The organism is Novosphingobium sp. BW1, from assembly GCF_008107685.1.
Taxonomy (GTDB): Bacteria; Pseudomonadota; Alphaproteobacteria; order Sphingomonadales; family Sphingomonadaceae; genus Novosphingobium.
This window is the reverse complement of sequence record NZ_VIRF01000090.1, coordinates 53,850-66,261: the sequence shown is the minus strand read 5'-3', so window position 1 is coordinate 66,261 and position 12,412 is coordinate 53,850. Positions and strand designations below refer to the sequence as shown.

The following is a 12,412-nucleotide window of genomic DNA, read 5'->3' as shown; positions in this document are numbered from 1 at the left end:
CTCAGTCCTTTAAGGTCATGCCATTTTTTCACAAATGTGTATAGCTTCGCATCCATGAAATATACTATGCCCGCCGCAGTGAGGGCGGGAAACTGCGAGAGGATATTGAATCATGACCGAAATGGCAAAGGCCGCGATCTGCACAGGCGAGGGTTCGGCGTTCGAATTCGCCGATGTGACCCTGGACGCGCTGCGCAGCGATGAAGTGCGCGTGCGCATCGTCGCTTGCGGGATCTGCCACACCGATCTTGCCGTGCGCGACCGCCAGTTGCCGGTGCCTTTGCCCATCGTGCTTGGTCACGAGGGCGCGGGCATCGTCGAGGCCGTGGGTGAGGGGGTGACCGTTGCCAAGCCGGGAGACCGTGTGGTGATGAGCTTCCACTCCTGCGGCGAATGCCCCAGCTGCGCGGTCGACGCGCCGACCTACTGCTACGACTTTTTCCCGCACAACTGGTCGGGCGCGCGCGCCGATGGCAGCCCCACGCTGTTCCGCGATGGCAAACCGCTCCACGGCAATTTCTTCGGCCAGTCGAGCTTTGCCACACACGCCATCGCGCACGAACGCAACGTGGTGAAGGTGCCCGAGACGATGGGCGAGGTGCCTCTCGACGTGCTGGCTCCCATCGGCTGCGGCCTGATGACGGGTGCGGGGGCGGTGCTGCGCTCGATGCAGGTGCGAAAAGGTCTGCCGATTGCGATATGGGGCGCCGGAACCGTTGGCATGGCCGCGATCATGGCCGCGAAGATCGCGGGTGCGGACCCCATCATCGCCATCGACATCCACGATTCCCGCCTCGAGGTCGCGCGTGAACTGGGAGCTACACACACCATCAACGGGCGCGAGGACGTGGCCGCGAAGATCCGTGAGCTGTGCCCGCAGGGGCTGGGCTATGCCTTCGATACGACTGGCGTGAACACGCTGATCGAGGGGGCATTCCACCTGCTTGCGCCCATGGGCATCCTGGGCCTTGTCGGTGCGTCCGACCCGGCCGACATGCTCACGCTCAACGAGGCCGAGCTGATGGGTGGGGGGCGCCGCGTCATGGGAATCCTCGGTGGCGACAGCGACATCGCGACCTTCCTGCCCGAACTGATGGAGCACTACCGTGCCGGGCGTTTCCCCTTCGACCGCCTGATCGGCCACTTCGCCTTCGAGGATATCAACGCGGCTATCGCGGCGAGTGAGAGCGGGAATGTCATCAAGCCCGTCCTGCGGATTTCGGAAGAAGTTTGAAAATAGAGGAGGTTCAAGGGGCCATCGCCCCTTGGCCCCAGACCGGGCGACTTCACCTTTCGCAGCCACCGCACCGTGCGAAAGCTGAGGTTGACAGGTTGGAGAGCCCGAGGGCGATGGCCATCGGAATCATCTTATTTGCAAATACGAACGAAAAAGGGCCGCTCCTTCCGGGAGGGCCCTTTTTCATATTGGTGAAGGCGGCGGATCAGGCCGGTTCGGCTTCGAGGCTCACCGCATTGATGATGTGCGCCTGGGTGTATTCCATGAGACCGGCCGTGCCGTGCTCGGAGCCCAGGCCCGACTGCTTGGAGCCACGGAACGGAATGTTCGGGTCGATCGCGAGGTGCTGGTTGACCCAGACCGTGCCTGAATTGATGCGGCGGGCAACGTCCATCGCGCGCAGCTGATCCATGCCCCAGACAGTACCACCCAAGCCGAACGGGCTGTCATTCGCGCGTTGGATGACGTCCTCGATGTCGTCGTAGGTGAGGACGGGGAGGACCGGGCCGAACTGTTCCTCGGCCACCAGCGGGGCATCGTCGGAAAGGCCGCCGATGACGGTCGGTGCGATGAAGTAGCCGGCCTTGTCGGGTTTTGCGGCCTCGGCGATGAGCGTGCCGCTCGCCTTGGCGTCCTCGATCATGGCGAGGACCTTGTCGTACTGCATCTTGTTCTGGACCGGACCCACGGTCGCGCCCTGCTTGGAGCCGTCGTCGACGACCGCAGCCTTGGTCAGCTTGGCGATTTCGGCGCAGAACTCGTCGTACATCGCGGTCGGTACGTAGGCACGCTTGATCGCAACGCAGATCTGCCCCGCGTTGGCCATGGCGCCGTTGTAGACCTTCTCGGCGGCGATTTTTGCGGGAACATCGTCGAGCACGATCGCGGCGTCGTTACCGCCCAGTTCCAGCGTCACACGCTTCACGCCTTCAGCGGCCGAGGCCATGACCTTCTTGCCGGTCGCGGTCGAGCCGGTAAAGGAGACCTTGGCAATGTCCGGGTGGCCGGTGAGCTTGGGGCCGAGTTCGTTCTGATCGCACACCACGTTGAATACGCCGGCGGGCAGGATGTCGGCAGCCAGTTCAGCCAGGAGCAGCGTAGTAAGCGGTGTCGTCGGCGCGGGTTTGGCGACCATCGTGTTGCCGGTGATGAGGCATGGTGCCATCTTGCCTACGAGCAGGATCACCGGGAAGTTCCAGGGCGTGATTGCGGCGCACACGCCCAGCGGCGTGCGGTGTTCGATGATGGTATTGCCGCCCTCATCGCGCATGGTCTGGTCGGGCAGGCGCATCGCGGCGATGGCGCGGATGGTGTAGATGCTGCCGCCGATTTCGTACATCGCCTGGTCGAGCGGCTTGCCTTGCTCGGCGGTGAGGAGACGGCCGAATTCCTCGTGACGCGCTTCTATCGCGTCGGCCAGCTTGTTGAGATAGGCCTGACGCTCGTCGGCGCTCAGCGCCGCCCAGCCCGGCTGGGCGGCTTTCGCCGCGGCCACGGCTTCGTCGAGCATGGCCTCGCTGGCGCGCGGGCACTGGGCAAAGGTCTCTTCGGTCGCCGGGTTGACGACGTCGAAGGTGGAAACGCCGTCGACGAGTTCGCCGTCGATCAGCAGCTTGAAATCGGTTTTCACGATCGCTCTCCTTGTTTAGCGTCGATGCTACAGGGAATTTTTCCCGCTGTCAGGCGCATAGACGCGAAGTCCCTTTCTCTCGGGCGCGGCTTTATGTACGCCTGGGATACAAAGATGGCAAGGTGTGGGGTGAACGGGAAATGAAGGTGGGAGGCGATCTTGCCGGGCAGTTGGGATACCAGGTTCAACTGGTCCATCCGATGGCGCACGAAGCCGCGCGTGCGGCGCTTGAGCACCTTGATATCACGCCTGCGCGCGCGACCGCGCTTCTTCTCATTCGTGCCAATCCGGGGTGCTCGCAGTCGGCGCTGGGCGGTGCGCTCAACGTGAACCGGTCGAGCGCGATGAAGATCGTTGATCTGCTCGAGGGGCGCGGCCTGATCCGCCGCGCGCCGAGTGCGGATCCACGTGCGCATGCGCTGGAACTGACCACCAAGGGTGAACAGTTCGCTGCCGACGTCGACGTGGCGCTGGCGGAGAACGAGCGGCGCTTCTTTGGCGTGCTGAGCGCGGCCGAGCGCAAGTCGTTGCTGGAAATGCTGCAGCGGTTGCACCATCGCGAGCCATAATTCGTTACGCGCGCAAGGGTGTTGGGGCCACGCAATCGGCTTGCGCGCTATGTATCCCCAGGATACAAAGCAGGGGCCGCCGGAAAAGACCGGAAGCCTAGCGCCGTGCCCATGGGGAGGCGCGCGAACCAGATGGGAGAGCACCAGAGTGTCCGTGCAGGAAGCCGACGTACAGGATCGAGTCGCCAGAGCTGCGATCGACCGCCTTCTCAACCCGCGCAGTGTCGCCATCGTCGGGGCCTCGGACCGTCCAGGCTCGCTGGGGGCTTCTGTCCTCAAGAACCTGGTCGAGGCGGACTTTCCGGGGGACATTCATCTCGTAAACCCAAAGCGCGAGGAGATCGGCGGGCGTCCCTGCGTGCCCGATGTGTCCGCGCTGCCCAACGGGATCGATGCCGCCGTTCTCGCGATTCCGCAGGGGGCGGTGCTCGATGCGGTGAAGGCGCTGGCACAGCGTGGCTGCGGCTCGGCCGTGATTTTCTCGGCGGGGTTTGCCGAGGACGGCGCCGAAGGGCTGGCCCGTCAGGAAGAACTGGCCCGCGTGGCGCGCGAGGCAGGGATGGTCATCGAAGGGCCCAACTGCCTCGGCCTCGTCAATTTCGACGCCAACGTCGCGCTGACTTTCGTGGAATTGCCGCCTGCTCGCGCAAAGGGCGCGAAGAAGGTGGGCGTGGTCTCGCAATCGGGCGCGATGGCTGCCGTGCTGGCGACCACCATGATTGCCCGCGATGTGCCGCTTTCCTGCTATATCTCGACCGGCAATGAGGCTGCGAGCGGGGTCGAGGACTACCTCGACTATCTCGCTGGCGACGAGGACACCTCGGTCATTGCCATGATCGTCGAGCATTTCCGCAAGCCGATCGAATATCTGGAGGCCGTCGAACGCGCGCGGGCTAAGGGCAAGACCGTTGTCCTCCTGCACCCGGGGTCGAGTGAGGCAGGGCGCGAGAGCGCGGCCACCCACACCGGCGCTATGGCGGGCGACCATGCGGTGATGAAGACCCTCGTCACCCATGCGGGCGTCATCATGGTCGAAGGCTTGGAGGAACTGGGCGACGTCGCCGAAATCGCGCTGCGTTGTCCCACGCTTCCAGGCCCGGACCTGGCGGTGGTCTCGGAATCGGGCGCGCTCAAGGCGATGATGCTCGACGGTGCGGAAAAGCTGGCGCTGCCGTTGCCCAAGTTGACGGACGCCGACAGTCCGGCGCTGCGCGAGGCGCTGCCACCCTTTGTGCCGGTCAGCAATCCGCTCGACATCACAGCGCAGGGGCTTGTCGATTCCACGCTCTACAACCGCACGCTGGCCGCGCTCGGCAGCGATGATCGGATCGACACGATCCTCGTGCCGCTGATCCAGACCGATACCCACACCAGCCACATCAAGTTCGCCGCCGTGGCGCAGGCCGTGGGCGAACTGGGCGGCGTCAAGCCGGTCGTCGTGGCCGGGGTCGACGAGGGCGGCGGCGTTCTTGCCGAAGATATCGCCGCGCTGCGCAAGCTGGGCGTTCCCTACTTCCCGACGCCAGAGCGCGCGCTCAAGGCGCTTGCGCGGCTGGCCCACAGCCGCACCGACGCGCGAAGCGCAAGCGCCCCGGCACCGATCCGCATCGAGGGTCCGGCGCCGGGAGAGGTGATCCCGGAATACCGCGCGAAGGCGCTTCTCGCGCCTCACGGCGTGCTCTTCTCGCCCGGTGAATTGGCGACAAGCGCGGTTGAAGCCCGGGCCATCGCCGACCGGATCGGCTATCCGGTCGTTCTGAAGGCGCAGGCCGCTGCGCTCAGCCACAAGAGCGATGCGGGCGGCGTCATCATCAACATCGCCGATTGCGATGCGCTGGAGGCAGCCTGGAGCAAGATGCAGGGCGATGTCGCCAATGCGCGCCCTGGCCTCGAACTCGATGGCCTGCTCGTGGAGGGCATGGGCCCGCGCGGGGTGGAGATGATCGTCGGCGCGAAGCGCGATCCCAGTTGGGGGCCGGTACTCCTCGTCGGCTTTGGCGGCGTGGCGGCGGAATTGCTGCACGATGCGGTGCTGCTTGCGCCGGACCTCACGCGTGAGGAGATCAAGGCGAAGATCCGCACACTGCGCATGGCGCCGCTGCTGGAAGGCTTCCGTGGGGCGCCTATGGCCGACCTCGAGGCGCTTGCGGCCACTGTCGAAGCGCTGGGCGCTGTGGTGCGTGGCACTCCCGAGATTGGCGAGCTCGATCTCAACCCGGTGCTGGTGCTGCCCGAAGGGGAAGGCGCTCTGGCGCTTGATGCGCTGATTTCAGGGTAAGGAAGTTGGATTCCGAGGGCCATCGCCCTCGGGCTCCCCAACCAGTCGTCCTCATCTTTCGCGCGCTGCGGTGGATGCGAAAGGTGAGGTTTCCGATTCTGGGGACAAAGGGCGATGGCCCCATGAATTATCTGTTTTTTCCCAAAACGAAAAAAGCCGCCTTCCCATTGGAAAAGCGGCTTTTCCTTTGATGCAGAAGGGTGTCAGCTGTCGGCCTTGGCGCGGTCCTTGTCGTAGGCGCCCAGGCCCGGCTTGTAGCTCTTCTCGTCGATGAACTGGCGGATACCTTCCTTGCGGCCTTCGGTCTTATCGTGAAAGTTGCAGGCTTCCTGCATGCGCACGAGGTAATCCTCGGCCTCGTCGTAAGTCATGAGGCCCACCCGGCGCACGGCGTCCTTGGCGAACTTGAGCGTGACCGGGTTCTTTTCCAGCATCATGTTGGCGATCTCGGCCGTGCGGGCCTTGAGCTGGTCGGCGGGCACGCTCTCATTGACGAGGCGCATGGCGCTCGCCTGCTTGCCGTCGATCAGGTCACCGGTCAGCGTCAGCCACATCGCGTCGCGCATCGGCAAAAGGTCAACCACGACCTTGGTTACGCCGCCGCCGGGCAGGATGCCCCAGTTGATCTCGGACAGGCCGAACTTGGCATCGTCCGAGCAGATCGCGAGATCGCAGGCGAAGAGCGGACCGAAGCCGCCGCCGAAGCACCAGCCGTTGACCATGGCGATGGTGGGTTTCTGGTACCAACGCAGACGACGGAACCAGCCGTAGCTTTCCGACTGCGACTTGCGCACGCCGCGAAGGCCGTTCGCCTCGGTCTCGCGGAAGTATTCCTTGAGATCCATGCCCGCTGACCAGGCGGTGCCTTCGCCGCCGAGCACGAGAGCGCCCACGTCGTCGCGGAATTCCAGCTCGTCGAGCACTTCCATCATGCGGCGGTTGAGCTTCGGGCTCATCGCATTGCGCTTGGCCGGACGCGAGAAATAGACCCAGGCGACGCCGTTCTCGACCGTGTAGGTGACGGTATCGGCTTGCTCTTCACTCATCCTTGTCTTCCTTTCCTTGCAGGCTCTCCCGGCCTGACGTTTTATGTATCCTCAGGATACAATATCGGAAGCCGGGATCAAGTGAAACCATCACCGTGCGTCATCGGATGCGTCCCGTCAGTCACGCGGGCCCACGTTGGGCGCGTAGGCGCAGATATTGTTGCCATCAGGATCGCGCAGGTACGCACCATACATGTTGCCAGGCGAATTGGGACGAAAGCCGGGGGCACCTTCGCTGCTTCCCCCGGCCGCCACTCCGGCGGCGTGGAAGGCATCGACCGCATCGTAATCCGCGGCACCAAAGCCCAGCGTGTGCCCGTTGGCAAAGGTTGCGGTCTGTCCGTCGGCGGGCGGGGCGATCACGAGCGCGCCGTTTTCGGACGGGTAGACGTAGCCGATGTCACCGAAGGGCTGGGCGCCATAGCCCAGCGCGCGGAGAGCTGCATCGTAGAACGCCTTGGACTTCGCAAGGTCGTTGCTGCCGAAATAGACGTGGGTGAACATGGAATTCCTCTCCTTGTCGGGGGCCGTATTCAGGCCTGTTCGGGGGCGGCGCTGTGGGAAATGGCGAGGACGATCACCAGCATCAGCGTAAAGGCAGACCCGAGCACGACGGTCAGCGGCTGGAGCGAGACCGGCGGCCAGAGGGTGACCGCCGCGCTGGCGAGGGCAGTGATGGCCAGCTGGATCGTGCCGAGGAGCCCGGCAGCCGCGCCAATGCCTTCGCGTACCGAATCGAGCGCGCTCGTCGCCGCCGGGGTCAGAACCAGGCCCGCGACCATGAAGAGCAGGACAGAGAAGGCCTGAAATCCTGCGAGCGGCACGCTGCCGGGCAGAAGCGCCGAGGCAAGTCCGAGCGCGGCGGTGATCGCAAGAGCCCCTAAGGCGGCGCGCAGGGCAAGGCGGCTGGCCCCCAGGCGCTTGAGCAGATGCGGGGCGATCTGGGTCGCGACGATCGACATGCCCGCATTCACCGCGAGCAACACGCTGAACCAGACAGGAGCGAGGCCATAGACGCCCGAGTAGACAAAGGGGGCAGCGGTCACGAAGGCGAAGGGGACTGTGGTGGCAAGCCCGGCGACGACGGCCCAGCCGACGAAACGTCCGTTACCAAGCAGCGCGGCGAAGGCGCGGGGCAAGCCGCTCCAGTCGGGCGCGCGGTTTTCAGACGCCAGTGTCTCGGGCAGGAACAGGATCACGCAGATCGCGGCGAGCAGACCTGCGCCCGAGAGGATCACGAAGAGCCCGCGCCATGCCACGAATTGAAGGAGTCCGCTTCCCAGGAGCGGCGCCAGCATGGGCGAGATGCCGATGATGAGGAAGGTAAAGGCCATCAGCCGTGCTGCGTGGTGGCCGCGGTGCAGGTCGCGAATGATCGCGCGCGCGCTGCTGGTGCCTGCACAGGCGCCCATGCCCTGCACGAAGCGCAGCGCCACGAGCTGGTCCAGGCTGGTGGCGAGGCTGCAGGCGAAGGAGGCGAGGATGAAGAGCGCAAGGCCGAAGATCAGCGGCGTGCGGCGTCCGAAGCGATCCGCCAGCGCGCCGATCGGGATCTGCGCGAAGGCGAGGCCGAAGAAGAAGGCCGACAGCGTGCGCTGCACCGCGTTCTCATTGCCCTGCAGCGCGCCCGCCATCTCCGGCATGGCCGGGAGGTAGAGGTCGATCGCGAAGGGGCCGAGGGCGGACAGGAAGCCCAGCGCGATGCCGAAGCCGAGAGTGGGTTTGCCGCTTGCCGGGGTGGTGGTGGGGCTCTGGGGGGCATGGGAGGTCATGGGGCCCTCATCCCGGCCGGTCGGTGCGTACGCGCGTCGATCATCATAATAACGAATGTTATAGTATGTAAGGGCAACGAGGCAAGGCGCACGTGCACCTTTCGCGGCTACGATGGCGCGGCGGCGAATGGGCTGGAGCAGAATGGAGCGGCAAGCCGCCGGCCCGGACGTGCCCTGTGCGGGCCGGCTATCAGGCCTCGTCGGCGGGGCGGGTACGCTCGAGGAAGAGCGATTGCCCTTGTGCGTCGGTGGCTTCCAGGGTCGTGATCAGGGTGCTCAGGATGTGGTCGAACATGGCCACTTCGTGGGGCTTTAGATCGGAGAGGAGATAGTCGGCCACGCGCTCGGTCTGCGGGCGCATGATCGTATAGAGGCGCTCACCTTCCTCGGTCAGTGTAAGCCGCTTGCGGCGGCGATTCGTCTTGTCCCGCTCAACTTTGACGCGCCCATGTTTTTCGAGAGCGGCCACCGCGCGCGAGACGCTCATCGCATTGACGCCGGTACGTTCGGCGAGTTCGTGGCTGGCCGAATGCGGGTAGCGCCCGATCAGCATGAGCATGCGGAACTCGTTGATGCTGATCTTGTACTGGTGCTCCAGGTTGACCGAGAACGGTGTCATCAACCGGTTCGACAGCTTGAGCAGGCGGTGAAGGATCTCCGCGTGCGGGCTCGATGTCTCCATGGCCTCCAGCGCAGTGCTGTCGGCTCCATCTCTCAAAGATTCCCGATCGGTGTCAGCCATTGGCGGACATTTGGACAGGAGCTTTGTCGGTTGTCAAGATAATCACGAATGTTACTTATCGCCGGAGGGATGAGGAGGAAAATTTCCGTGGAGTACAGCCGAGTGAATGTAAATAGGGACGATGTCGCCGCGTTCCTGAAAACGGTTGTACAGGCTATCGGTTCCGATCGCGTCCATGCGGGCGAGGACGACCGGCCGGCCTACAGCGATCAGATGGGCTTTGATCTTGGCCGCCATGAGCCTTCGGGCGCAGTGGCTCCGCGCTCGGTCGAGGAACTGCGCGAAGTGGTGCTGGTGGCCAACGCGCACAAGGTCCCACTCTGGCCGATTTCGCGCGGCAAGAACTTCGGCTATGGCGGGGCCGCGCCGGTCCAGGCGGGCGCCGTGGTGGTCGACCTTTCAGGGCTCAGGCGCATTTACGAGATTGACGAAAAGCGCGGCGTCTGCGTGGTCGAGCCAGGGGTGGGCTTCTACGATCTCTATGACGAGCTCGCCAGGCGCGGGCATCCGCTGTGGCTTTCGGTCCCGGGGAATGCCTGGGGGAGCGTTGCGGGCAATGCGCTCGAACGTGGCAAGGGGCCGCAGCCCTACGGCGATCATGGCGCGCAGATCTGTGGCCTGGAGGTGATGCTCCCCGATGGATCGTTGGTGCGCACGGGCACAGGGGCCATGGCGGGCTCGGCGACCTGGCATCTTTCGCGCGACACCTATGGTCCTGCCTGGGACCAGATGTTCTGCCAGTCCAACTTTGGGATCGTGACGCGGCTTGGCCTGTGGCTCATGCCTGCGCCCGAGGCGACGCTCTCTGTCGACTACGCCCTGCCGAACGCGGGCGATCTGGCACGTGGGGTCGAGGCGCTCTACCCGCTGCGCCAGCGCGGACTGATCGATCACGATCCGGCCTGGGTAAGTTATGTGGGCATTGCCTCGTTCGTGGGGCCTCGCGCGCAATGGTATGAGGGTGAGGGCCTTTTGCCCGAGGACGTGGGGGCAAGCATCCGCAGCCAGCTGGGTATCGGTTGGTGGAATTCGCAGCTCAATTTCTATGGTGCCGAAAAGGTAATCCGGGCCAAGTTCGAGGTCGTGGCTGATGCGCTCGCTGCGCAGCTCAGCCAGCGGCCCGAGCCCCGGCTGTGGCGCCAAGGTGATGACTTTGGCGCGAGCCATGCAGGTATTCCCTCGACCCGCGACATGGCAATGATCGACTGGTACGGCGGGCGCGGGGGGCACCTTGGTTTTTCACCGATCCTGCCCGCCGACGGCGCGCGCGCGCAGGCCCAGTTCGAAAGCACGCGGGCCCGCTTCGACGCCGCAGGGATTGACTATTACGGAGCCTTTTCGGTGGGCGCGCGGGCGATCATCAATATCAACGAGATCCTCTACGACCGCGACAACGCGCGGATGGCGCGCGCGGTGCCGCAGTTGATGGACACGCTGATCGCGGACGCGGCGAAGCAGGGGTATGGCGAGTACCGCACCCATATCGATGCCATGGACACGGTCGCCGCGACCCAGAACTACGGCGCGGACGCCTCCGGGATGGGCGCGATGGGGCGCCTCAACGGCGTACTCAAGGATGCGCTCGATCCCAATGGCATCCTGGCACCGGGTAAGCAGGGGATCTGGCCCGCGCGCTACCGGGGCTGAGCGCTGCCAGCCCTGGCGCGCGGTACCATCGCGGCGACCTTCTCGACCGCGTCCCAGTGGCCGGCAACGGGCGCCTCTTCAGGGTAGATCTCCAATTCGATCTGCGGGGTAAGGCCGGTCTCTTCATAGACCGCGCCATCGGGCGCGGCGAAGGTCTCGTTCGCGAGTTCGAGGAGCCAGCCGTTGGGGAGCGGCTTGGCAAGAGGCGTAGAGAAGGCGCCACGCGTGCGCGTTCCTACCTGCGTGACGCGCGGATTCTGGCGAAAGGCAAGCGTGGCGAGTTCGCCGCCACTGACCGTAACATCGCTCGTCATCACGTAGACAGGACCTGAGAAACGCAAACCGGAGGAGGGCATGATGGTATGGGGGAATGGGGCTAGGCCGGTTCCGCGGACGCGCGTGGTAAAGCCTGTCTGCGCAGTGTCGAGGAAGCGGGCGGGCAGGGCCTTGGCGATCTGGTCCCATCCGCCCCGGTTGTTGGAGAGATCGACGATCACCCCGTCGAGCCCGGCAAAGTCGGCCATGGCTCGGTCGAGCGCATCATGGAATGCCGCCATTTCCGCCTCGGCCCATTGGGGCGTGGCAAAGTCGCTGCGCTCGGTGAATCCGCCCATGACAAAGACTTGCAGATAGCCTACGCGCCCGTCGATCACGCCCCATACGATGCGGCCGCCTCCGGCCGTGCGCGCGCTCTCACCCAGCTTCGCAGTGGTTTGCTCGATGAGCGCGCCGAGCCAGGCGGGCTCGCCACCATCAAGGGCACCTATGCGCGGGAGGGTTTCGCCCTGACCGTCCTGCACGCGGCGGCGCTGTCCGTCGACTTCGTCCAATAGCTTGGTGTGGCTGTCGGAGAGCCCTTCCATGAAAGCGGCAAGCGCGTCCCACAGCTGGGCGTCGTCCATGCCGGGCTGCATTTTCGCACGCAGCGCCGCGCGCCGCGCCGCAAACCCGGGAGGGCGCCTATCGAAAAAGGCGTAGTGGCGTTCGAAATGGTCGAGAAAGGCCGTGGCTACGGCGCCGGGCGTGCGATCTGTCGGCGCGCTGCAGGCTGCGGGCAAGGCGGGGAGGCGGTCGAAGACGACGTTGGTGTCTCCTTCCAGCAACTGGAAGATCGCCGCCTTGCCGCCGGGAAGCGGGCGAAAATAGCGGTAGCGCGCGCTGTCCATCTCACTTTGCGCATCGCGGGCCGCCGGCGGGCGATAGCAGGTCGTACCCTCCTGGGTGCGGGTGACGCCAGCCTCGTCGATCTCGAGAACCCAGCCATACCCGCGCGAACGCCAGATGCCGCGCACGGCCGGATCAGTGGAGCCATCGCTGCGCACGATGCTTTGCACGGGACCTGCCTCCTCCCACGGGCGCGCCGCTTCGGATCGCGCCGCGTGGGCTTGGGCGGACAGGGGCGCGCTAAGGCAGGTGGCGGCCAGGAGTGCCGCAGCAGGAATACGAATCATATGGCGCAGGATATGGCGAGGCGCCACGCGCTCAAGCGCG

10 protein-coding genes are annotated in these 12,412 nt (G+C 65.1%); 4 read left to right on the top strand and 6 right to left on the bottom strand.

The genetic code is table 11. The features are described 5' to 3' along the window. The first annotated feature begins 112 nt into the window (after positions 1–112). Entirely contained in the window at positions 113–1,234 is a 1,122-nt protein-coding gene (locus tag FMM79_RS17950) for an NAD(P)-dependent alcohol dehydrogenase (protein WP_148628815.1), read from the top strand. A gap of 208 nt (positions 1,235–1,442) precedes the next feature. Here FMM79_RS17950 and FMM79_RS17945 read toward each other — a convergent pair whose 3' ends face one another. Next, the gene (locus FMM79_RS17945; RefSeq protein WP_148628814.1) at positions 1,443–2,867 is read right to left on the bottom strand and encodes an aldehyde dehydrogenase family protein; all 1,425 of its coding nucleotides are present in this window, start codon (positions 2,865–2,867) and stop codon (positions 1,443–1,445) included. Between the two features lie 140 nt (positions 2,868–3,007). On the opposite strand from FMM79_RS17945, the gene FMM79_RS17940 reads away from it, so the two are divergent. Further along, positions 3,008–3,436, top strand: a complete 429-nt coding sequence (locus FMM79_RS17940) for a MarR family winged helix-turn-helix transcriptional regulator (protein WP_148628813.1) — start codon at positions 3,008–3,010, stop codon at positions 3,434–3,436. A gap of 148 nt (positions 3,437–3,584) precedes the next feature. Continuing rightward, the gene (locus FMM79_RS17935; protein ID WP_240339296.1) at positions 3,585–5,714 is read left to right on the top strand and encodes an acetate--CoA ligase family protein; all 2,130 of its coding nucleotides are present in this window, start codon (positions 3,585–3,587) and stop codon (positions 5,712–5,714) included. Positions 5,715–5,917: 203 nt separating this feature from the next. On the opposite strand, the gene FMM79_RS17930 is transcribed toward FMM79_RS17935, so the two are convergent. The 4 genes from FMM79_RS17930 to FMM79_RS17915 all read right to left on the bottom strand — a co-directional run bounded on the left by FMM79_RS17930 (position 5,918) and on the right by FMM79_RS17915 (position 9,214). Continuing rightward, a complete protein-coding gene (locus FMM79_RS17930; RefSeq protein WP_148628811.1) occupies positions 5,918–6,760 on the bottom strand; it encodes a p-hydroxycinnamoyl CoA hydratase/lyase in 843 nt (280 codons plus the stop codon). 117 nt (positions 6,761–6,877) lie between these two features. Next, positions 6,878–7,264: a VOC family protein gene (locus FMM79_RS17925; RefSeq protein WP_148628810.1), complete on the bottom strand. Its 387-nt coding sequence runs from the start codon at positions 7,262–7,264 to the stop codon at positions 6,878–6,880. Positions 7,265–7,293: 29 nt separating this feature from the next. After that, the gene (locus tag FMM79_RS17920) at positions 7,294–8,532 is read right to left on the bottom strand and encodes a multidrug effflux MFS transporter (RefSeq protein WP_148628809.1); all 1,239 of its coding nucleotides are present in this window, start codon (positions 8,530–8,532) and stop codon (positions 7,294–7,296) included. Positions 8,533–8,722: 190 nt separating this feature from the next. Further along, positions 8,723–9,214 carry a MarR family winged helix-turn-helix transcriptional regulator gene (locus tag FMM79_RS17915; RefSeq protein WP_240339295.1) on the bottom strand — a complete coding sequence of 164 codons (492 nt, stop codon included), beginning with the start codon at positions 9,212–9,214 and terminating at the stop codon, positions 8,723–8,725. A gap of 162 nt (positions 9,215–9,376) precedes the next feature. Here FMM79_RS17915 and FMM79_RS17910 point away from each other — a divergent pair, with 162 nt between their 5' ends. Then, positions 9,377–10,921 carry an FAD-binding oxidoreductase gene (locus tag FMM79_RS17910; protein WP_162528542.1) on the top strand — a complete coding sequence of 515 codons (1,545 nt, stop codon included), beginning with the start codon at positions 9,377–9,379 and terminating at the stop codon, positions 10,919–10,921. Here the strand turns inward: FMM79_RS17910 and FMM79_RS17905 are convergent. After that, entirely contained in the window at positions 10,909–12,255 is a 1,347-nt protein-coding gene (locus FMM79_RS17905; RefSeq protein ID WP_162528541.1) for a S41 family peptidase, read from the bottom strand. The genes FMM79_RS17910 and FMM79_RS17905 overlap by 13 nt on opposite strands. Positions 12,256–12,412: the final 157 nt, after the last annotated feature.

Coding starts and splice junctions, on each gene's coding strand:
- FMM79_RS17950 (WP_148628815.1), top strand. CDS start 113: ATGACCGAAATGGCAAAGGCCGCGATCTGCACAGGCGAGGGTTCGGCG.
- FMM79_RS17940 (WP_148628813.1), top strand. CDS start 3,008: ATGAAGGTGGGAGGCGATCTTGCCGGGCAGTTGGGATACCAGGTTCAA.
- FMM79_RS17930 (WP_148628811.1), bottom strand. CDS start 6,760: ATGAGTGAAGAGCAAGCCGATACCGTCACCTACACGGTCGAGAACGGC.
- FMM79_RS17925 (WP_148628810.1), bottom strand. CDS start 7,264: ATGTTCACCCACGTCTATTTCGGCAGCAACGACCTTGCGAAGTCCAAG.
- FMM79_RS17920 (WP_148628809.1), bottom strand. CDS start 8,532: ATGACCTCCCATGCCCCCCAGAGCCCCACCACCACCCCGGCAAGCGGC.
- FMM79_RS17915 (WP_240339295.1), bottom strand. CDS start 9,214: ATGGAGACATCGAGCCCGCACGCGGAGATCCTTCACCGCCTGCTCAAG.